This is a genomic window from Massilia sp. 2TAF26 (assembly GCF_052115005.1).
Classification (GTDB): domain Bacteria; phylum Pseudomonadota; class Gammaproteobacteria; order Burkholderiales; family Burkholderiaceae_D; genus Telluria.
This window is the reverse complement of the sequence record NZ_JBFRFV010000031.1, coordinates 16,579-37,755: the sequence shown is the minus strand read 5'-3', so window position 1 is coordinate 37,755 and position 21,177 is coordinate 16,579. Positions and strand designations below refer to the sequence as shown.

Below are 21,177 nucleotides of genomic sequence, written 5' to 3'. Positions count from 1 at the left end.
CTTCTTTTCACAGAAGCACGAGGACAGGATGAAAGTACGTTTGCTTGCGCTGGCAGCCGCCGTTGCCGCGACCTTCGCCACGACCGCCGTCACCATGGCGCCCGCCGCCGTGGCCGCGCCGCGCGGTTTCACGGTCGAGGACCTGGTGACGATGGAGCGCGTCGGCACGCCGGCGGTGTCGCCCGACGGCAGCCGCGTCGTCTACACGGTACGCAGCACCGACATGGCGAAGAACAAGGGCCATACCGATCTGTACTTGGTCGACCTGCGCGCCGCGAACGCGAAGCCGCAGCGCCTGACCTCGGATGCCGCCAGCAGCACCGATCCGGAATGGTCGGCTCTAGGGGATGCGATCTATTTCCTGTCCGCCCGTTCGGGCTCGTCCCAGGTCTGGCGCATCTCGCTGGCGGGCGGCGATCCGGTCAAGGTGACCGACATGCCGGTCGACGTCGACGCCTACCGCGTCTCGCCGACGGGCGACCGCATCGCGCTCAGCATGTCGGTGTTCCGCGACTGCCCGGACCTGGCCTGCACCAAGGCCAAGGCCGACGCCAAGGAAAAGGACAAGGCCACCGGCATGGTCTACGACCGCCTGTTCGTGCGCCACTGGGATACCTGGGCCGACGGCCGCAACGCCGTGCTCTACTCGGCGCCGCTGGACGCCGGCGGCCGCGTGAACGGCGCACCTAGCAGCCTGTCCGGCTCGCTGGACGGCGACGTGCCCTCGAAGCCCTTCGGCGACCGCGAGGAATTCCATTTCAGCCCGGACGGCAAGACCGTCGTGTTCTCGGTGCGCATCGCCGGCAAGACCGAAGCCTGGTCGACCAACTTCGACCTGTATTCGGTGCCGGCCGGAGGCGGCACGCCGAAAAACCTGACCGCGGATAACAAGGCCTGGGATACCAAGGGCGTGTTCTCGCCGGACGGCCGCACCCTCGCCTACCTGTCGATGACGCGTCCGGGCTTCGAAGCCGACCGCTACCACATCGTCCTGCTCGACCTGGCCAGCGGCAAGAAGCGCAACATCGCCGAGAGCTGGGACCGTTCGCCGGGCAGCATCCAGTGGGCGCGCGACGGCAAGGCCCTGATCGCCGACGCCGAAGACATCGGCCAGCACAAGCTGTTTTCGATCGACGTCGCCAGCGGCAAGGTCACGCCGCTGACCAGCAAGGGCTCGATCGGCGGCTTCGACGTGCGCGCCGACACCATCGCCTTCACCCAGGCCAGCCTGGCGTCCGGCGCCCAGCTCTACGCCATGAAACTGGGCACCGACAATCCGGTCAAGCTGACCGACCTGAACACCGACAAGCTGGGCGACGTGCGCTGGGGCGAGTACGAGCAGTTCTCGTTCAAGGGCGCGAACGGCGACACCGTCCATGGCTACGTCATGAAGCCGTGGAACTATGAGCCGGGCAAGAAATACCCGATCGCCTTCCTGGTGCACGGCGGCCCGCAGGGCAGCTTCGGCAATGGCTGGAGCTACCGCTGGAATCCCCAGGTCTATGCCGGCGCCGGCTACGCGTCGGTGTTCATCGACTTCCACGGTTCGACCGGCTACGGCCAGAAGTTCACCGACGCCATCAGCGGCGACTGGGGCGGCAAGCCGCTCGAGGACCTGAAGAAGGGCCTGGCGGCAGCCGTGGCGAAATATCCGTGGCTGGACCGCTCGAAAGCCTGCGCGCTGGGCGCCTCCTACGGCGGCTACATGATGAACTGGATCGAAGGAAACTGGTCGGACGGCTTCAAGTGCATCGTCAACCACGACGGCGTGTTCGACACCCGCGGCATGGCCTACTCGACCGAAGAGCAGTGGTTCACCGACTGGGAAAACGGCGGTCCCTACTTCTCGGTGCCGGAAAAGCACGAGCGCTTCAACCCGGTCCTGCACGTGAACAAGTGGAAGACCCCGATGCTGGTGGTGCAAGGCGACAAGGACTTCCGCATCCCGACCGCCCAGGGCCTGTCGACCTTCACGGCCCTGCAGCGCCGCGGCATCGAAAGCAAGCTGCTGGTGTTTCCGGACGAAAACCACTGGGTGCTGAAGCCGGCCAACTCGGTGCTGTGGCACCACACGGTCATCAACTGGCTGGACCAGCACATCAAACCCTGAGCCCGCAGTCGGTCTTTCACCACATGCCCGCCTTCGCGCGGGCATTTTTTTTCGTTTGCCATGCGAAAGGAATGACAAAGTGATATCATGTCAACTTACCGGCGCTACTGAATGTTTCTTGCGGCCGTCGGATATGCGAGCCAGAACCACGGAAAACGGACGATGAGCAGTATGCAGACAGAGCGCGAACTCAAACCCCAGGAGTTCGGATTCGCGGCCTTGAACCTCCAGGTCGGCGTCCGGCTTCAATTCATCACCTACCGCCGCATCAAGCCGATGCAATATTTCTCCACGCTCATCGGCTGGATGATGGACGAGTACCTGATCGTCAAGATCCCGCAGGAGAACGGCGTCCCGGTCGGGCTGGTGGAAGGCGAGCGGATCACCATCCGCGTGTTCTCGGGCGTGAACGTGTGCTCCTTCGCCTGTACGGTCGCGCGCGTCTTCGACCGCCCCCTGCTCTACGTCCACCTGTCCTTCCCCGACACGATCCAGGGCACCAGCCTGCGCACGGCGATGCGGGTCAAGGTCGACATTCCGGCCCAGGTGCTGCCTGCGCATCCGGATGCGGCCCCGGTCGGCTGCACGCTCACCAATGTCAGCGTCAACGGCGCACGCATCGAGTCGAACTGCAGCCTGCCGGAAGACGGCGGCGAGATCGAACTGGAATTCGGCCTGACCTCGCCGATGGATGAGAAGGAAGTGCGGGTAAGGACACGCGCGGCGGTGCGCAACGTCAACGCGCTGCGCCGCGATTCGGACGCAACGGAGATCTTCGCCTACGGCGTGGAATTCCTGAAGCTGGATCCGATGCACTTCACCATGCTGCAGAACCTGACCTATGAGGTGCTGCTGGCGGACCGGCAGAAGATCGTCTAGAAGTAGCCGGCCACCCACAAGCGTGGCCAATGCGTCTTCGGGTTGACCGCCAGCTCGGCCGGCGTCAGTGGCTCGTGAAGCGCATGGCCGACGACGCCTGGCGCGACCGCAACGGCCAGGCCTGCCGCTGCCGCAAGGGCCAGGCCGGCAATCAGCCAACGCAAGGTCCCGGCGCTGCCCGGAGCGGTAGCGTTCGACAAGGACCTGACCCAGCCGGCAGCCCAGCCGAGGTAGAGGACGATTGCCATCTGGCTCCCCGGCATCACGACCACGCCGGAGAACAACCCGTCCACCAGGATGGCGGCGCCGGTCGCCAGCAGGACGGCCAGGATCTGCTGCCCGTCCTGATCGGATGCGGCGATACGGGCGCCACTACGGACGAGGCCGCGCATTCCGAGCCCGATCGCTCCCAGCAGGCACAACAGTGCCGGCAATCCCCATTCGGCGCCGATCTGCAGCACGAAGTTGTGCGGATGGGCGCCCCAGCCCAGCGACGCACCATAGTGCGCGAAATGCTGGGGGCCTACGCCGAGCATGGGATGAGCGGCAATCAAGTCGAAGGACAACAGCCACAACAGGCTACGACGCGAGGTCGGATCGGCAGCCGTGCGCTGCAGGACGTTCGAGGCTGCATCGAAAGGACGTAATCCCGCCAGCATCGGCAGCAGGATAAAGCCCAGCACGTAGACGATGCCACCCGCCAGCGCAGCCAGCGCCATCGCCTTCAGGAAGCTGCGGGCATGGGCGCGGCGTACCACGAGCGCCATCACGCAGCCGGCGCTCAGCGCCAGGATGCTGGCCCGTGCTTCGCTGACGAACAGCAACGCCCACCAGAATGCGGCCAGCGCAAACCATGCCCAGCGCAACACGCTTCGCTTGGGCGCCTGCAGATGGAGCAGCACGACCAGCGGCAGCAGGACGGTCTGCACATGGTTGAAAAAGCGGATATTGCTGAAACCGACACCGAGTTCCTGCATGTCGAGCTGGTGACCGGCAGAAAGCGACGCGGCATACAGCAGCACCACACGCAGGGAATACAAGGCGCCGGCGGCACCCGCGCACTGCAGGACGGCCAGCAGCCCGCTGCCGCCTGCTCGGCCCAGGCCAGCCGCGAGCGAGGCCGCGGCCAGCAGCAGGAGCAGCAGCATCGACCATTCGTAGATGGCATGCGTTGGCGACCAGGCGTTCAGGGTCGAGACGGCGCCGATGGCAAAGAAGGCGCCCAGGCACAGGCGGGCAACCGGGTTCATCCCGGCGATGGTGTCCGCGGCATCGCGCCGCGTGACGATGAAGGCGGCCAGCAGCGCCAGCAGTCCCAGTTCGACGCAACGCTGGTCGTCATGTCCCGACGACCACAGGAAACCGGCGGCCATGGCGGCGATGACGAGCAGGGCCTGGATGGTGCCGTTCGGCTTCATTACGGCCATGGAAAAACCGACGGCGGGGCGTGCTGAAAGGGACATGGTAGTTCTGGCCTTGGACAGTGTCGCAGTGGGAACGGGAGCTGGAAAAGAAAAAGCCGCCCGGAGGCGGCTTCTTCATGTCAGGCGGGATTAGGTACCCGAAGCGGCCGGTTCGACGGAGTTCTTCTCGAACGCAGCTTTCACTGCAGTGTTGGTGCTATTCGAAGCGATCTTCCAGGTGACGGCGCTGGTACCCAGGGTCGGAGTGAAGATGACGGTGGTGTCGGCGGTGCCCTTGCCGATGTCGTTCAGGGTAGCGGTGACGACGCCCAGACCGGTAACGGTCATGCTCTTGACTTCCTTGGTCGGGGTGAATGCCTGGAATGCGGCGGCGTTGTCGGTGGTGTTGCACTTGTCGACCGCGCCGGCTTCCTGCGCGCACATGGCAACTGCAGTCTTGAACGGATCAGCAGCCGACAGGGCGTTAGCAGCCTTGGCCTTGGCGGTGTAATCGCTGTAAGCCGGGATCGCGACGGCTGCCAGGATACCGATGATCGCGACGACGATCATCAGTTCGATCAGGGTAAAGCCGCCTTCGGCTTTCTTCATCATTTTCGGTGCTTTCATGGTATCTCTCCAGTTTTGGTACGGCATTTAAAGGGTGACTGCTTATCCGGGTGCTGCTTGCTTCTGCCCTTTTCTATATGCAACTGCCGTGCCAGGTCGTTTCCATGCGAAATCGTTAGCATGCATACATCAAAACGCCGTGCCAGCACCAATTTTTGTCAGTATTACCCTTTCCGTATGACAATTTTTGTCATGGCCAGCGGCAAAATTTGTCCAGGTGTCGAAAATTGTCGCGTGCCTGCAAAAAAAACGGGGAGCCGAAGCTCCCCGTTTCCATTCCGGCTGAAGAACTGGCGGATTACAGCATGGCCTTCAGCAGGCGAGCCATTTCCGACGGGTTCTTGGTGACCTTGATACCGCAGGCTTCCATGATTTCCAGCTTGGCTTGCGCGGTGTCGGCGCCGCCCGAGATCAGCGCGCCGGCGTGGCCCATGCGCTTGCCCGGGGGAGCGGTAACACCGGCGATGAAGCCGACGACCGGCTTCTTCATGTTGTCCTTGATCCAGTAAGCAGCGTTCGCCTCGTCCGGGCCGCCGATCTCGCCGATCATGATGACGGCGTCGGTATCCGGATCGTCGTTGAACATCTTCATCACGTCGATGTGCTTCAGACCGTTGATCGGGTCGCCGCCGATGCCGACTGCCGACGACTGGCCCAGGCCCAGCGCGGTCAGCTGACCGACCGCTTCATAGGTCAGGGTGCCCGAACGCGAGACGACGCCGATGCGGCCTTTCTTGTGGATGTGACCCGGCATGATGCCGATCTTGATTTCGTCCGGGGTGATCAGACCCGGGCAGTTCGGGCCCAGCAGCAGGGTCTTCGAACCGGCCTTGGCCATGCGATCTTTGACTTCCATCATGTCGCGGACCGGGATGCCTTCGGTGATGCAGATTGCCAGGTCGAGTTCGGCTTCGACGGCTTCCCAGATCGCGGCGGCGGCGCCTGCCGGCGGCACGTAGATCACGGAAACGTTGGCGCCAGTGTTCTGCTTGGCTTCCTTGACGCTTGCGAAGATGGGGATACCCTCGAAGTCCTCACCGGCTTTCTTCGGGTTCACGCCGGCCACGAAGGCTTCACGGCCGTTCGCGTAGTCGCGGCACATGCGGGTGTGGAACTGGCCGGTCTTGCCGGTGATACCTTGGGTGATGACTTTGGTGTCTTTGTTAATCAGAATCGACATGTTATTTCCTTTGCGAATTAGGCTTGGCCAGCAGCGGCGGCAACGACCTGCTTCGCTGCGTCTTCCATGGTGTCGGCCGAGATGATCGGCAGGCCGGAATCGGCCAGCATCTTCTTGCCCAGGTCTTCGTTGGTGCCCTTCATGCGGACCACCAGCGGCACCTTCAGCGAGACGGCTTTCGATGCGGTGATCACGCCTTCGGCGATCACGTCGCAGCGCATGATGCCGCCGAAGATGTTGACCAGGATGGCTTTCAGGCCCGGGTTCTTCAGCATGATCTTGAATGCTTCGGTGACTTTCTCAGCCGTCGCACCGCCGCCCACGTCCAGGAAGTTGGCCGGCTCGCCGCCGAACAGCTTGATGGTGTCCATGGTGGCCATGGCCAGGCCGGCGCCGTTCACCAGGCAGCCGATGTTGCCGTCCAGCGAGATGTAGGCGAGGTCGAACTTCGATGCTTCGACTTCGGCCGGATCTTCTTCATCCAGGTCGCGGTAGGCGACGATTTCCGGGTGGCGGAACAGGGCGTTCGGGTCGAAGTTGAACTTGGCGTCCAGTGCGATGACCTTGCCGTCGCCGGTCACGATCATCGGGTTGATTTCGGCCAGCGAGCAATCGGTTTCCCAGTAGGCTTTGTACAGGCCTTGCAGGTTGGCGCGAGCGGCGGCGATYGAGCCTTCCGGCACGCCGATCTTGCGGGCGACGTCGTCAGCCTGCGCGTCGGTCAGGCCGACCGACGGCTCGATCACGACGTTGTGGATCTTTTCCGGGTTGCTGTGCGCGACTTCTTCGATGTCCATGCCGCCTTCCGACGAGGCCATCAGGACGATCTTCTGGGTGACGCGGTCGGTAACCAGCGAGACGTACAGTTCCTGCTTGATGTCGGCGCCTTCTTCGATCAGCAGGCGGCGGACTTTCTGGCCTTCCGGGCCGGTCTGGTGGGTCACCAGCTGCATGCCCATGATCTGGTTCGCGTATTCACGGACCTGGTCGATCGACTTGGCGACCTTGACGCCGCCGCCCTTGCCGCGGCCGCCAGCATGGATCTGCGCCTTGACTACCCAGACCGGGCCGCCCAGCTCTTCAGCTGCCTTGACGGCTTCGTCCACCGACATGCACGGAATGCCGCGCGGAACGGTCACTCCGAATTTTCGGAGGATCTCTTTGCCCTGATACTCATGGATTTTCATGCTGGCTTCCCTTCTTCTGTTACTGATTTAGAAATGCGGTTGAATAAATAGAGGCTACAAAAACCGGAATACTACCCCGACACCACCTTCAAGGCCCAGCGCGGGTAGTACTTGGCGACGGCGGGACCGTCGGTGCGCAGCGCATGACAGCGGTCGAGTTCATAAGGACGCTCGGCCGATTGCGCGGCTTCGCGGTTTTCCATGGCGTCGTCGGCAAAGGCCTGGATTGCCGCAGTGGGCAGGACCTGTGCCAGTTCGGTCAAATGGGTGCATCCGAGGACGCCGGACAGGCGGTCTTTCAGGTGCAGCCGGAAATGTTTCAGCAGCGACAAGCCAATCAATTTCTTGTAGGCGGGAGCGATGGTGTCGCAATAACCGGGATAGGGTACGGCATCTGACGAAGCTTCGGCGTCCGTGATGACCATCTCGTGGTCGATGGTCACGCGCAGCCTCAGATCGTGCACAGGCACGCCTCCCGGGCGGGGGCCGGAAGGCAGGTCGATATCGTGGGTCTTGATGTCGCGGATGCAGGCGTCGAGGTCCCACAGCCCATCGTCGCGCGCGAACGCTTCAACGGTGATGGCGCGCGTGTGCCTTAGCTTACGCGGTGCGGGGGATGACAGGGGCATAAACACCAATGCCGGAATGCGGCGAAAAAAGTATGCAGCCGTTGTGCCTGATGCACGTTGCCGCAGCTTCTACGGCAACAACCGCTCTTGCGGCGCTGCTTAAACCATGAAAGTTTAGCACAGGGCGCCAGCGGATGCACCCGGCTGCCATTTTGACAGGCAGTTTGACAACACAGAAGTGCAAGCGCACAGCGTCAATCCGCCGTTGAGGAGGTGCCGCGGGCGGCACGTCGGCGGGTGGCGCTGTGCGCTTGCGCCTCAGCGTTGAGGCGTCGGGCCAAACCGAGGGTCACGATTCCTCGTCGTCCTCGTCTCGTCCCTGCATTGCGCTGCGGATCGCGCTCTGCGAAAAACCACGCGCCATGAGGAAGCGCATCTGTTTACTACGATCTTCGGCATCCTGCGGCACCCGGTTGAACTTGCGGCGCCACACTTCGCGGGCGCGGGCAATTTCGGTTTCCTTCAAGCCGGACTTGAGCTCGTCGAGTTCTTCGCCCTTCACGCCGTGCTGCTGGAGTTCCGCCAGCACGCGGCTGTTGCCGTAGCGGCCGGCACGGCGGTGCACCAGAGACTCGGCGAACCTTTCCTGCGACAGCCAGTTGTTCTTTTCGAGGAAATCGAGGAGGGCTTCGACGTCGTCCCCCTCCTCGGCATAGCGAGACAGCTTGCGCCCCAGCTCGATCCGGCTGTGCTCGCGCGTCGACAGATACTTCAACGCACGAGCCTTGAGACTCAGGACCTGTTTCACTGAGACGCTATCGAAGATTACTCTTCGCCGACAGCGGTCAGCTCGGCCGCACCGGCGCCGTCACCGGCAGCGACCGGCGCCAGTTCGCGCACGCCCAGGGCGGCGCGGACCTTGTTTTCGATCTCGCGGGCCAGGGCCGGGCGCTCGCGCAGGTAGATACGCGCATTGTCTTTACCTTGACCGATGCGTTCGCCACCGTAGCTGTACCAGGAGCCCGACTTCTCGACGATCTTGTTATCCACGCCCAAGTCGATGATCTCGCCTTCGCGGGAAGTGCCTTCGCCATACAGGATGTCGAAGTGGGCTTCCTTGAACGGAGGAGCGATCTTGTTCTTGACGACCTTGACCTTGGTTTCGTTACCGATCACCTCGTCGCCGGCCTTGATCGAACCGGTACGGCGGATGTCCAGACGCACGGAGGCGTAGAACTTCAACGCGTTACCGCCGGTCGTGGTTTCCGGGCTGCCGAACATGACGCCGATCTTCATACGGATCTGGTTAATGAAGATCACCAGGGTGTTCGTACGGTTGATCGACGCGGTCAGCTTGCGCAGCGCCTGCGACATTAGACGGGCTTGCAGGCCCGGCAGCGAATCACCCATGTCGCCTTCGATCTCGGCGCGCGGGGTCAGTGCCGCCACCGAGTCGATGACCACCATGTCGACGCTGCCCGAACGCACCAGCGCATCGGTGATTTCAAGCGCCTGCTCGCCGGTGTCCGGCTGCGAGATCAGCAGTTCGTCCAGCTTGATGCCCAGCTTCTGCGCATAGGTGACGTCCAGCGCGTGCTCGGCGTCGATGAAGGCGCAGGTGCCGCCCATTTTCTGCATCTGGGCAATGGTTTGCAGGGTCAGCGTGGTTTTACCCGACGACTCCGGACCGTAGATCTCGACGATACGGCCGCGCGGCAGGCCACCGACGCCCAGTGCGATGTCCAGGCCCAGCGAGCCGGTGGACACGGTTTGTACTTCCTCGACCGGCGCATTGGTGTCCATGCGCATGACCGAGCCCTTGCCGAATTGCTTTTCGATCTGCGCGAGGGCTGCTGCCAGCGCCTTGCCCTTCTCTGCTGCGTTTACTGCGGATTTTTTATCGTCCATGATTTACTTTCAGTCCTAGAGTGAACCAAGATAGGGACCGCTCGCGCGATATCAATAGGAAGTACTGTATAAAATCCCAGTGGTTTTGGCAAGCGATATTTACCGCCATTTGATCAATTCGACATGTTGCGAGATATCAAACACAATATGCGGGTAAGCTAGGCTCAAACGACAAAACCAGGGGGAGATCATGCGTATTTTACTAGCGGAGGATGATAGCGTACTTGCCGATGGCCTGACGCGCTCCCTGCGCCAGTCCGGCTACGCGATCGACTGCGTGAAGAACGGCCAGGATGCCGACACCGCACTGTCGACCCAGGAATTCGACCTGCTGATCCTCGATCTCGGCCTGCCGAAGCTGTCCGGGCTCGACGTGCTGCGACGCCTGCGCGCGCGCGGTTCGCTGCTGCCGGTGCTGATCCTCACCGCCGCCGACTCGATCGAGCAGCGCGTGGGTGGCCTCGACGCCGGCGCCGACGACTACATGGCCAAGCCCTTCGCCCTCTCCGAGCTGGAGGCGCGGGTGCGCGCCCTGACCCGGCGCGGCCAGGGCGGCGGCTCGACCGTGATCCGCCACGGCCCGCTGGTGTACGACCAGGTCGGGCGCAGCGCCTACATCGACGACCAGATGCTGGACCTGTCGGCGCGCGAGCTGGGCCTGCTCGAGATCCTGCTGGCGCGCACCGGCCGCCTGGTGTCCAAGGAACAGCTGGTCGACCACCTGTGCGAATGGGGCGAGGAAGTGTCGAACAACGCCATCGAAGTCTACGTGCACCGCCTGCGCAAGAAGATCGAGACCGGCGGCATCCGCATCGCCACCGTGCGCGGCCTGGGCTACTGCCTGGAGCGCTATTCCGACAGCGCACGCAAGGCGCAGGCCGCCGGCAGCGGCAAGTAAGGCGGCGGGCAAGGCCGGCACATGAGGTCCCTCAAGCGGCGCGGCGCCGGCATCATCGCGCCCGAATCCGGCCCCGGTTCGACCTTCGATCCCGTGTATGTTCCTCCGCGGCCCGAGCCCGAGGAGAGCATGCAGCATTCGCTGTTCGGCGAGATCCTCGACTGGATGCTGGCCCCGCTGCTGTTGCTGTGGCCGATGAGCATCGCCATCACCTACCTGGTCGCGAAATCGATCGCCAACCAGCCCTTCGACCATGCGCTCGAAGACAGCGTCACCGTGCTGGCCCAGCAGGTCAAGGAAGTAAACGGCAAGGTGGTGGCGCTCCTGCCCGGCAGCGCGCGCGACTTCCTGCGTGCCGACGACGTCGACAGCGTCTACTTCCAGATCACGGGACCGCGCAACGAAGCCGTCGACGGCGACCGCGAATTGCCGCTGCCGCCGCTGGATGACGCCGAACGCAGCGGCCGCGTTCACTTCCGCAACGAGAGCCTGCACGGCACCCCGGTGCGGGTCGCCTATGCCTGGGTCAACCTGCAGCCCCTGCCCGACCCGGGAACGGGCGTCAGCGGCGAACCGCGCCTGGCCCTGGTGCAGGTGGCGGAAACCCTGGAAAAGCGCGCCCAGCTCGCCAACGAGATCATCAAGGGCGTGATCCTGCCGCAGTTCATCATCCTGCCGGTGATCCTGGCCCTGGTCTGGTTCGCGCTGTCGCGCGGCCTGTCGCCGCTGGCCCAGCTGCAGGAACGGATTCGCGCGCGGCCACCGGACGACCTGTCGCCGATCGATTCGCGCCAGGTGCCGGAAGAGATCTCGCCGCTGGTGGGTTCGCTGAACGACATGCTGGCGCGCCTGGCGCACACCATCGACGCCCAGAAGCGCTTCATCGCCGACGCCGCGCACCAGATGAAGACCCCGCTGGCCGGCATGCGCATGCAGTCGGAACTCGCCCTGCGCCAGATCGATCCGGACGAGATCCACCGCTCACTGGAGCAGCTGGCCAAGAGTTCGGAATCGGCGACGCGCCTGGTCAATCAATTATTGGCGCTGGCGCGCGCGGAAAACCAGCCGCATGCCGGCCTGGCGCTGGAGCCGCTCGACCTCGCGCTTCTGGCGCGCAGCGTGGTGCTGGACTGGGTGCCGGCCTCCTTCGCCCACGAGATCGACCTCGGCTACGAAGACCCGGACGGACCGCTGGAGATCCTGGGGGACGGCATGATGCTGCGCGAGCTGCTGTCGAACCTGATCGACAATGCGCTGCGCTATACCCCGCCGGGCGGCAGCGTCACCGTCCGCGTGCGCAGCGACGGCGGCCTGGCCCTGCTGGAAGTCGAGGACACCGGCCCGGGCATCGCACCGGGCGAGCGTCCGCGCGTGTTCGAGCGCTTCTACCGCATCCTCGGCAACAGTGCGTCCGGCTCCGGCCTGGGCCTGGCAATCGTGCGCGAGATCGCGCAGCAGCACGGCGCCGAGATCGAGATCTTCTACAACCCGCGCAGCACCAGCAAGAAATACCCGGGCAGCCTGTTCCGGCTAACCTTCCCGCCACCACCCGCCCCACCCGATCCCGATGCAGACTGACAGCGTTCTTCCTCCTTCCCCGCCGCCGCGCGAGCGCATCCTCGCCGCGCGCGCCATGCACTGGTCGCGTGCGCGCAGGCTGATCCTGGTCCTGCTGGGGATCTGGCTGGCGACCGGCTTCGGCACCGTGTTCTTCGCGCGCGACCTGGCTCACATGTCGGTGTTCGGCTGGCCGCTGTCCTTCTACCTGGCGGCCCAGGGCGCGACGCTGATCTACCTGGCCATCATCGGCGTCTACGCCTGGCGCATGCGGATCCTCGACCGCGAGTTCGCACGCATGCTCAGGGACGGCGCGTGAGCATGGGCGGCAAAAACAAGCATCGCAGCTACTTCCAGCGCCTGGCGCGCTACTACCTGTGGTTCACGGCCTGCCTCGGCCTGTTCCTGGCGGCGCTGGCGATCCTCGAAAACGAAGGCATGCCGCGCCAGTGGATCGGCTACCTGTACATGTTCGCCACCATCGTGCTGTACGCGATCATCGGCGTGGTGGCGCGCACCTCGAACGTCTCCGAATACTACGTGGCCGGACGGCGGGTGCCGGCCCTGTTCAACGGCATGGCGACCGCCGCCGACTGGATCTCGGCGGCCAGCTTCATCAGCCTGGCCGGCACGCTCTACCTGCACGGCTTCGACGCCCTCGCCTACGTGATGGGCTGGACCGGCGGCTACTGCCTTGTGGCGCTGCTGATCGCGCCCTACCTGCGCAAGTTCGCGCAATACACGGTGCCGGACTTCCTGGCCGCGCGCTACGGCGGCAGCAGCAGGCACGGCAAGCTGGTGCGGGCGCTGGCGGTAGCCGCCACCATCGTGGTCTCCTTCATCTACGTGGTGGCGCAGATCTACGCCGTCGGCCTGATCGCCTCGCGCTTCACCGGCGTCGACTTCTCGGTCGGGATCTTCCTCGGGCTGGCGTCCATTCTCGTTTGCTCGTTCCTCGGCGGGATGCGGGCCATCACCTGGACCCAGGTCGCGCAGTACATCATCATCCTGGTCGCCTTCCTGATCCCGACCATGTGGTTGTCGATGAAATTCGCCGGCAACCCGGTGCCGCAGGTCGCCTACGGCTCGGTGCTGACCAAGCTGGCCAAGCGCGAGGCCCAGCTGGCGGTCGACCCGCGCGAGCAGGAAGTGCGGGCCGCCTTCAAGGCCAAGGCCGACGAATACGGCGCCAGGCTGGCGGCCCTGCCGCAATCGTGGGAAGCGGGCCGGGTCGAAGTCCAGCGCCGGCTCGACGCCGCGCGCGGCCGCAACGCCTCGCTGGGCGAAGTCCGCAACGCCGAGCGCGAACTGATCGCCTACCCGCGCACCGCCGACGAAGCCGCCCACGTATGGGCCGAGCAGCGCGCCGCCAACCTCGCGCGCGCCCAGCCGCCCGAACCGCATGCGGAGCCCTTCCCCGGCAAGACCCGCGAAGAATCCGACCAGCGCCGCAACAACTTCCTGGCGCTGGTGTTCTGCCTGATGTTCGGCACCGCGGCCCTGCCCCACATCCTGATGCGCGCCTACACCACGCCCTCGGTGCACGAGACCCGGGTATCGGTGTTCTGGACCCTGTTCTTCATCCTGCTGATCTACCTGACGATGCCGGCGCTGGCGGTGCTGGCCAAGTTCGACATCTACACCTCCCTGGTCGGCAGCAGTTACGACACGCTGCCGACCTGGGTCTCCTACTGGGCCAACGTCGACAAGACCAATCCCCTGATCAGCATCGCCGACATCAACGGCGACGGTATCGTGCAGCTGGCCGAGATCGCGATCGACGGCGACGTCCTGACCCTGGCCACACCGGAGATCGGCGGCCTGCCGTACGTGATCTCGGGCCTGGTCGCGGCGGGCGGCCTGGCGGCGGCCCTCTCCACCGCCGACGGCCTGCTGCTGGCGATCTCGAACGCGCTGTCGCACGACATCTACTTCAAGATGGTCGACCCGGGCGCCTCGACCCAGAAGCGGGTCACGATCTCGAAACTGCTGCTGCTGGCGGTGGCCTTCATCGCCGCCTACGTCGCCTCGCAGAAGCCGGCCGACATCCTGTCGCTGGTCGGCGCGGCCTTCTCGCTGGCCGGCTCGACCCTGTTCCCGGCGCTGGTGGCGGGCGTGTTCTGGAAGCGCGCCAACCACCAGGGCGCGATCGCCGGCATGCTGACGGGATTCCTGGTCTGCGTCTACTACATGCTGCACACCAACCCGATCCTGGGTGGGAACGCGGACAGCACCTGGTTCCACATCGCGCCGATCTCGGCCGGCGTGTTCGGGGTGCCGGCCGGGCTGGCGGTGCTGGCCGTGGTCAGCCTGCTGACGCCGCCGCCGCCGCGCGAGAGCACCGGGCTGGTCGAGTACATCCGGGCGCCGGAGGAAGCGTGACAGCCGGCAGACTGCCGAAGTCTTGCTGCTACCCTGCGGTGGCCGCGGCTTCGCCATCGCCGGCGGCAACGAGCCGCAGGCACCAGATGGTGTGGCCGGCCGAATGACTTTTACAAATCCAGCCCCGGGGAGCGTCCGAGCATAAAAAAGGCGTCCCTCGGGACGCCCTTTGCGTGTCGGCCGGCTTGGCGCCGCCACGCTTACATGATGAAGTTCCAGTCGAGCGGCGCAAGCTGCTGGCCGACCATTTCAGCCGAGTGGATCATGCCCTCCGCGATCTTGTCCAGCGTGGCGCCGTTGTGCATGACACCCGACCAATAGGCCAGGCCTCCGGCATCGGCAGCACGGTTGAACAGGCCCGCGTACAACAGCGCAACGTCGTGCTCGGCATTGCCGTTGAAGCCGTCATGGCTGCTCATGCCCTCGGCGGACCCGATGATGCCGACCGCGATCGCGCCCAGGCTCGTCCCCTTGTCGTACAGCTTGGCCCAATACTCGATGCCATACACGTCGGCCTGACGTCCCAGCGCCGTGCCGTACACCGCCGCCAGCGTCGACAGATTGGCGCCGTGATCGACATGGACGGACGTATCGCTGAATTGGAGCTGTTCCGCATTCACCACCATCACTTTCGTGTCCGGCGCGGCTTTGCTGCTCACCATCAGATAGCCATTGTGGACCTCGACGTCGAAGTCGGCGCGGGCACCATTGAAGACTGCGGTGTCGTTGCCGGTGCCGCCGTGCAGTACCGTCGTGGCCTGCGCCGCCGAAGCCACCGGCACTGCGCCGAAACTCAGGGTATCGTCGCCGCCGCCGGCGAATACCTGCGCGCCGCCGGCCGTCGTCACCGTGAAGTGCTGGCTGGCCGCATCGCCGCTCAGCATCTTCGCTCCGTCCTGTGCGATCACGTTCGCGCTGCCGACGACCGCAGCGAAGTCCACCTTCTGCAAGGCGATCGTGCTGCCCTGCGCCAGGCCCGCGGACTGGATCACCAGCGCGGTGTGCTGCTGCGCGTCGCTGCTGCCGCTCAGCGTCAGCATGCCGCCCGGCGCGACGTTGCTGACCGGTGCGATGGTCTGGACCAGCAGCGCGTCGCTGGCAGGCAACTTTGCCAGGAAGCTGGTGGCGTTACCGGTCAGGTGGACCTGGTCGCTCGCGCTGTTGGCCACGGTCGCCGCCTGGATGGCCGCGTTCAGCGAGCCGGGCGCGGTGCCGACCGCCGCGTTGGCGCCGCCGATGGCGGTCAGGCCGTAGCCCTCGGCCAGTTGGGCTAGCAGCAGGCTGCCGCTGGCGCCGGTCGCGAGCGGGATATCGGCGGTAATGGCCTGGCCGCTGGTATCGACCCGCCCGGCGGTCACGATCGGAACGTCGATCTGGCTGCCGACTCCCCCGCCCGGCAGCACCGTCGCCGTGGTCGTCACCAATACCCCGTCCATCTGCACCGGGCCTGGACGAAGGGTCAGTGCAAAGCTGGCGCTGGCGGCGGACATATTGCCGGCCGCGTCGGCCTGGGTCGCGCTGATCGAATGCGCGCCAAGCTGCAGTCCTCGCACCTCCAGGCTCCAATGGCCTTGCGCGTCGGCCTTGGTCGTGCCGACCGCCGTCTGACCGTCGTACACGGTAACCTGGGCATTCGCCAGTGCGCTGCCTTCCATCACCGGAATGGCGTAGGTAATGCCGTCGCCGATGCGGCCGGTGTCGGACGCCGCCTGCAGCTGGGGCACGCCGGGCGCCGCCGGTGCCACGGTATCGATCGTCAACGAAAGGGCCGGGCTGGCTGCCGAGACGTTGCCGGCAACGTCGACCTGCACGACGCTCAGCGCATGCGCGCCGTCTGCGAGTGCGGATGCGGTGATGCTCCAGCTACCATCGGCGCCGGCCTGCGTGGTGCCCAGCACGGTGTGGCCGTCGGTGTCATACAGCGTCACCTGGGCCAGCGCCTCGGCGCTGCCCTTGAGGGTCGGCGTGGTGACCCTGGTGATGCTGTCGCCGGCAACACCGCTGTCGCTGGCAGCCAGCAGCACCGGCGCCACCGGCGCCGCAGCGGCGGTGTCGATCCTTACGGTCAGTGCGGCGCCAGGGGCGGAGATATTGCCTGCGGCGTCGCTTTGCACCGCGCGGAGGGTGTGGATTCCATCGGCCAGCGCGGCGCTGGCGATGGTCCAGGCGCCCTGGGCGTCGGCAAGCGCAGTTCCCAGTACGGTACTGCCGTCGCTGTCGTACAGGGTCACCGCGGCATGCGCCTCGGCACTGCCGTGGATGACCGGCGTGGCCACCCTGGTGATGCCGTCGCCGGCCACGCCGCTGTCACTGGCGTGGTCCAGGGCCGGTGCCGCCGGGGCGCTCGGTGCCAGCGTGTCGAAGTGGATCGACGGCACCGTACCGGCGCCGCCCACGTTGCCGGCCTTGTCCGCATAACTGCCTGCGGCCACCACGATGCTGGCCACGCCGTCGTTGGTGCCGGCCGCCGGTGTGAAGATCGCCGTACGGGTCAGGCCGCTGCCGGCGATCGGACCGAGGGTGCCGCCGCTGACGGTGACGTCGGCCAGCGAGAAGCTGGCGCCAGGATCTTCGCTGAAGGTGAAAGTGATGGTCGCGCTCTCGCCGATCTTCAGCTGGGCGGCGTCGCTCGTGATCGCCAGCGTCGGCGCGGTGGTGTCGAGCGTGTACGACTGGCTGGCGACCGCGCCGGCATTACCGGCAGCGTCGACCACGCGTGCCTGCAATTCGTGCGTGCCCATCGCCAGCGTGGCACTTGCCGACCAGTGGCCATCGCCGACGCTCGCGCTGGCGGTAATCCAGTTGGCGCCGCCGTCGACCGAGACCTCGACGCGCTCGCCGACATCCAGCGCGGCGCTCAGCGAGCCGCTGACGGTCTGCGCTGCCACGTTCGTGACGAAGTCGGTCCCGGAGGCGCCGGTATCGTTCGAGAAGGCGATGCCGGAAACCGTGGTGGCCGGCGCATTGGTATCGATCTGCACGGTCAGGCCAGCGGACATCGCGCCGGTATTGCCGGCGGCATCCGTGGCCCGGGCGCTGATGACATGACTGCCCTCGCCCAGCTGGATGCTGGTGATGCTCCAGCTGCCGTTGGTCGCGACCGCGCTGCCCAACACCGTCGTGCCCTCGTACAGGGTCACGGTGGCGCCGGCTTCCGCGCTGCCGCTGAAGGTCGGGGTCGTCACCGACGTGATGTCGTCGTTGTGGGCACTGCCGCTGTCGCTGGCGGCGCCCAGGTCCGGCACCGACGGCGCCGCCGGCGCCCTGGTGTCGAAATGCAGCACCGGCATCTGTCCGGCACCGCCCACGTTGCCAGCCGCGTCGGCATAGCTGCCGGCGGCTACGCCGACGCTGGCCACGCCGCCGTCCGTGTCCGCCGACGGCGTAAAGATGGCCGTGCGCGTCAACCCGCTGCCAGAGATGGCGCCGAGCGTACCGCCGCTGACGGTGACGTCGGCAGCATTGAAGCTCGCGCCCGGATCTTCGCTGAAGGTGAACGTGATGGTGGCGCTCTCGCCGGTCTTCAGCTGCGCCGCGTCGCTGGTAATGGCCAGCGTCGGCGCAGTGGTATCGATTGTCACCGTGGTCGCAATGCTTGCTACGCCGGTATTGCCGGCGGCATCGGTCGCCCTGGCGACGATGTCGTGGCTGCCCTCGGCCAACACGCTGCTGGTGATGCTCCAGCTGCCGCCGGTGGCCACCGCCGAACCGATCTCGGTGGCACCGTCGTACAGTTTGACCGTCGCCCCGCTCTCCGCGGTGCCGCTGAAGGCCGGCGTGGTGTCGTTGGTGCGGCTGATGCTGCCGGCGCCGAATGCCGGGGCGTTCGGTGCCAGCGTGTCGAAGTGGATCGACGGCGTCGTACCGGCGCCGCCCACGTTGCCGGCCTTGTCCGCATAACTGCCTGCGGCCACCGCAATGCTGGCCACGCCGTCGTTGGTGCCGGCCGCCGGTGTGAAGATCGCCGTACGGGTCAGGCCGCTGCCGGCGATCGGACCGAGGGTGCCGCCGCTGACGGTGACGTCGGCCAGCGAGAAGCTGGCGCCAGGATCTTCGCTGAAGGTGAAGGTGATGGTCGCACTCTCGCCGATCTTCAGCTGGGCGGCGTCGCTCGTGATCGCCAGCGTCGGCGCGGTGGTGTCGAGCGTGTACGACTGGCTGGCGACCGCACCGGCGTTGTCAACCGCATTGACCACGCGTGCCTGCAGTTCGTGCGTTCCCGCCACCAGCGTGGCACTTGCCGACCAGTGGCCATCGCCGACGCTCGCGCTGGCGGTAATCCAGTTGGCGCCGCCGTCGACCGACACCTGGACGCGCTCGCCTGCCGCCAGCACGGCGCTCAGCGTGCCGGAAATGGTCTGGGCGGCGACATTGGTGATGCTGTCGCCGCCCGACACACCGCTGTCGGCCGAGATGGCCATGCTGGCCACCGCCGTGGACGGCGCACCCGTGACGATCTGCACCGCCAGCGCGCCGGATGGCGCTCCCGTATTGCCGGCGGCATCGGTTGCCACTGCGGTGATGGCGTGGCTGCCCGCAGCCAGCGGGGTGCTTGTAATGGTCCAGGTGCCGCCTATAGCCACCGCCGAGCCGATCTCGGTGGCGCCGTCGTACAGTTTGACCGTCGCGCCGCTCTCCGCAGTGCCGGTGAAGGTCGGCGTGGTGTTGCCGGTGATGTCATCGCTGTCGGACAGGCCGGTGTCCGACGTCGCCTTCAGGTCCGGCGTCGACGGCGCGGCCGGAGCAGCGGTGTCGATCGTCACGCTCGAGGCATCCGAAGCCACGCTGGTATTGCCGGCAACGTCGCTTGCCTTGACGGTCAGCGAATGCGTGCCGTTCGACAGGATCGAGGACGTGATCGACCAGTGGCCGTTGTTGTCCGCCGTGACGGATCCAAGTTCAGTGGTGCCGTTGCTGTCGTACAGCCTGACCGTGGCACCGGCTTCGGCCGTGCCCTTGACGGTCGGGGTGGCGTCGTTCGTGATGCCGTCGCCGGCGACGCCGCTGTCGCTGCCGGCGTCGAGCGACGGTGCGGCCGGTTTGAGCGGGGCAGCGGTGTCGATGGTGACGGCCAGGGCGGCGGAGAAGCCGCTGGTGTTGTTGGCGGCGTCGGTGGCGGTGACGCTGACCGAATGCGCGCCGTCGACCATCGGATTGGTCGGGGTGATCGACCAGTTCCCGGAACCGTCGGCGGTGGCGGTGCCCAGCAGCGCCGCCTTGTCGGTGTCGTACAGCTTGACCGTGGCGCCGGCCTCGGCCGTGCCGCTGAAGGTCGGCCTGGACAGCTTGGTGATGCCGTCGGTGGCGCTGATGCCGGTGTCGTTGTTGGGCGCGAATACGGGTGCGGGCGGCACGGCGGGCGGCGTGGTGTCGCTGACGAAAGCATGGACGTTGTTGATCGCCATGTCGTCGAACATGAAGAAGGTGAACGGCTGGCCATCGTTCGCCGTGACGTGCACAGCCTTGACATTGGTGAAGCCGCTGAATGTGATCAGCTGGCTGTCGGTGCCATAGTTCCAGGTGCGCGAAGCGATCACAGTGTTGTCGTTGCCGATCGCATCGAATTTCAGCGACTGGTTGCCGGTCCCGTACAGCATCAGCGAGGACAGGTTGAACAGCTGGCCGTCCTTGAACGAGATGTTGGTGTCGCCGCCGAAACCGTACGAGGTGACCATATGGTTGGTCGGCGTAGTCGTGTCCAGCTGCGCCCACTCGGTTCCCGTCACGTGCAGCTGGAAGGTTGGATCCTGCGGAAGCTTGTAATACAGGTCCGTGGTCCAGTTACCGGTGAAATTGCCGGTCGCCTCGAAATCGATGGTGAAGGACGAGGGCAGCGCCAGCGTGTGCTGGAACGCCGACGCCAATACCTGGTTGCCGATGCCGGCAGTCGCGATGCTGCCGCTGCTGACTTCCAGATTCCAGTCGCCGCCCAGCGCGGCGCTGCCGGTCGGATCGTTCGACGCGGCGACGTCGGCGCCGGTGGCGATCGCCAGGTCGTTCACGAAACTGCTGCCGCTGCCGCCGGCGCCGACGTCGCAGCCGTACAGCAGGATGTCGCCATTCGGCGCCAGGCTGCGGCCGATGGCCTGCAGTTCGGCATCGTGCTGCGCCAGGGTCGACTGGTCGAGCGTGAGCGCGCCGAAATTCAGCGCGCCGGCGGCGCCGTGCGACACGATGTGCAGGGCATCGATATTGGTGCGGCCGGCCAGCGCCGACACGATCTGCTGCAGGCCATCGGCGCGCGAATCGAGGATGACGACTTCGCGGCCGGCGCCGGCTTGGCTGGCGATGGTCTGGTAATCGGCAATATTGTCTTCGATGAAGACGATCTCGGTGCGTGCGGCACTGGCGATCGCCAGGTTCGTCGGCGCGGCGCCGCTGTCCTGGGCACCCGGCACTACGGACGAAGAAATAGTGAACGCGCCGAGGTCGGCGTCGTGGCCTGGGATGGTCATGCTTGACTTCCTTTAGTTTTAT

The 21,177-nt window shown here is 65.6% G+C and carries 14 protein-coding genes; 6 read left to right on the top strand and 8 right to left on the bottom strand.

Features of this window, described 5'->3' with window-relative positions; genetic code table 11:
* The first annotated feature begins 28 nt into the window (after positions 1-28).
* A complete protein-coding gene (locus AB4Z32_RS23440; RefSeq protein ID WP_442124278.1) occupies positions 29-2,110 on the top strand; it encodes a prolyl oligopeptidase family serine peptidase in 2,082 nt (693 codons plus the stop codon).
* A 162-nt stretch (positions 2,111-2,272) separates the two neighbouring features.
* Entirely contained in the window at positions 2,273-2,989 is a 717-nt protein-coding gene (locus AB4Z32_RS23435; RefSeq protein ID WP_442124277.1) for a flagellar brake protein, read from the top strand.
* On the opposite strand, the gene AB4Z32_RS23430 is transcribed toward AB4Z32_RS23435, so the two are convergent.
* From AB4Z32_RS23430 to recA, 7 genes are all read right to left on the bottom strand, one after another.
* Positions 2,986-4,416: an O-antigen ligase family protein gene (locus AB4Z32_RS23430; RefSeq protein WP_442124276.1), complete on the bottom strand. Its 1,431-nt coding sequence runs from the start codon at positions 4,414-4,416 to the stop codon at positions 2,986-2,988. The two genes, AB4Z32_RS23435 and AB4Z32_RS23430, sit on opposite strands and share 4 nt — an antisense overlap.
* 126 nt (positions 4,417-4,542) lie before the next feature.
* Complete coding sequence (locus AB4Z32_RS23425) at positions 4,543-5,019, bottom strand: pilin (RefSeq protein ID WP_442124275.1); 477 nt, start codon at positions 5,017-5,019, stop codon at positions 4,543-4,545.
* A gap of 298 nt (positions 5,020-5,317) precedes the next feature.
* Entirely contained in the window at positions 5,318-6,199 is an 882-nt protein-coding gene (gene sucD, locus AB4Z32_RS23420; RefSeq protein WP_052234039.1) for a succinate--CoA ligase subunit alpha, read from the bottom strand.
* 17 nt (positions 6,200-6,216) lie between these two features.
* Positions 6,217-7,386 (bottom strand): ADP-forming succinate--CoA ligase subunit beta, encoded by a 1,170-nt coding sequence (sucC, locus tag AB4Z32_RS23415; protein ID WP_442124274.1) that lies wholly within the window; start codon positions 7,384-7,386, stop codon positions 6,217-6,219.
* Positions 7,387-7,457: 71 nt separating this feature from the next.
* Positions 7,458-8,015: a DUF2889 domain-containing protein gene (locus AB4Z32_RS23410; RefSeq protein WP_442124273.1), complete on the bottom strand. Its 558-nt coding sequence runs from the start codon at positions 8,013-8,015 to the stop codon at positions 7,458-7,460.
* Positions 8,016-8,304: 289 nt separating this feature from the next.
* Entirely contained in the window at positions 8,305-8,763 is a 459-nt protein-coding gene (gene recX, locus AB4Z32_RS23405; RefSeq protein ID WP_442124272.1) for a recombination regulator RecX, read from the bottom strand.
* Positions 8,764-8,780: 17 nt separating this feature from the next.
* Positions 8,781-9,863 carry a recombinase RecA gene (gene recA / locus AB4Z32_RS23400; protein ID WP_442124271.1) on the bottom strand — a complete coding sequence of 361 codons (1,083 nt, stop codon included), beginning with the start codon at positions 9,861-9,863 and terminating at the stop codon, positions 8,781-8,783.
* A 190-nt stretch (positions 9,864-10,053) separates the two neighbouring features.
* Between recA and AB4Z32_RS23395 the strand changes: the two genes are divergently transcribed.
* The 4 genes from AB4Z32_RS23395 to AB4Z32_RS23380 are packed head-to-tail and all read left to right on the top strand — an operon-like array spanning position 10,054 to position 14,700.
* Positions 10,054-10,761 (top strand): response regulator, encoded by a 708-nt coding sequence (locus AB4Z32_RS23395; RefSeq protein WP_442124270.1) that lies wholly within the window; start codon positions 10,054-10,056, stop codon positions 10,759-10,761.
* Positions 10,762-10,782: 21 nt separating this feature from the next.
* The gene (locus AB4Z32_RS23390; RefSeq protein ID WP_442124269.1) at positions 10,783-12,339 is read left to right on the top strand and encodes a sensor histidine kinase; all 1,557 of its coding nucleotides are present in this window, start codon (positions 10,783-10,785) and stop codon (positions 12,337-12,339) included.
* The gene (locus tag AB4Z32_RS23385; protein WP_442124268.1) at positions 12,329-12,637 is read left to right on the top strand and encodes a DUF4212 domain-containing protein; all 309 of its coding nucleotides are present in this window, start codon (positions 12,329-12,331) and stop codon (positions 12,635-12,637) included. Before AB4Z32_RS23390 ends, AB4Z32_RS23385 begins: the two co-directional genes overlap by 11 nt.
* A 2-nt stretch (positions 12,638-12,639) precedes the next feature.
* A complete protein-coding gene (locus AB4Z32_RS23380) occupies positions 12,640-14,700 on the top strand; it encodes a sodium:solute symporter family protein (RefSeq protein ID WP_442124267.1) in 2,061 nt (686 codons plus the stop codon).
* 200 nt (positions 14,701-14,900) lie between these two features.
* Here AB4Z32_RS23380 and AB4Z32_RS23375 read toward each other — a convergent pair whose 3' ends face one another.
* Positions 14,901-21,155, bottom strand: a complete 6,255-nt coding sequence (locus AB4Z32_RS23375) for an Ig-like domain-containing protein (RefSeq protein ID WP_442124266.1) — start codon at positions 21,153-21,155, stop codon at positions 14,901-14,903.
* Positions 21,156-21,177: the final 22 nt, after the last annotated feature.

What these genes read in the sequence shown, in the direction of transcription:
- AB4Z32_RS23440 (WP_442124278.1), top strand. Translation starts at nt 29, where the DNA reads ATGAAAGTACGTTTGCTTGCGCTGGCAGCCGCCGTTGCCGCGACCTTC.
- AB4Z32_RS23435 (WP_442124277.1), top strand. Translation starts at nt 2,273, where the DNA reads ATGAGCAGTATGCAGACAGAGCGCGAACTCAAACCCCAGGAGTTCGGA.
- AB4Z32_RS23430 (WP_442124276.1), bottom strand. Translation starts at nt 4,416, where the DNA reads ATGGCCGTAATGAAGCCGAACGGCACCATCCAGGCCCTGCTCGTCATC.
- AB4Z32_RS23425 (WP_442124275.1), bottom strand. Translation starts at nt 5,019, where the DNA reads ATGAAAGCACCGAAAATGATGAAGAAAGCCGAAGGCGGCTTTACCCTG.
- sucD (WP_052234039.1), bottom strand. Translation starts at nt 6,199, where the DNA reads ATGTCGATTCTGATTAACAAAGACACCAAAGTCATCACCCAAGGTATC.
- AB4Z32_RS23410 (WP_442124273.1), bottom strand. Translation starts at nt 8,015, where the DNA reads ATGCCCCTGTCATCCCCCGCACCGCGTAAGCTAAGGCACACGCGCGCC.
- recA (WP_442124271.1), bottom strand. Translation starts at nt 9,863, where the DNA reads ATGGACGATAAAAAATCCGCAGTAAACGCAGCAGAGAAGGGCAAGGCG.
- AB4Z32_RS23395 (WP_442124270.1), top strand. Translation starts at nt 10,054, where the DNA reads ATGCGTATTTTACTAGCGGAGGATGATAGCGTACTTGCCGATGGCCTG.
- AB4Z32_RS23390 (WP_442124269.1), top strand. Translation starts at nt 10,783, where the DNA reads ATGAGGTCCCTCAAGCGGCGCGGCGCCGGCATCATCGCGCCCGAATCC.
- AB4Z32_RS23385 (WP_442124268.1), top strand. Translation starts at nt 12,329, where the DNA reads ATGCAGACTGACAGCGTTCTTCCTCCTTCCCCGCCGCCGCGCGAGCGC.
- AB4Z32_RS23380 (WP_442124267.1), top strand. Translation starts at nt 12,640, where the DNA reads ATGGGCGGCAAAAACAAGCATCGCAGCTACTTCCAGCGCCTGGCGCGC.
- AB4Z32_RS23375 (WP_442124266.1), bottom strand. Translation starts at nt 21,155, where the DNA reads ATGACCATCCCAGGCCACGACGCCGACCTCGGCGCGTTCACTATTTCT.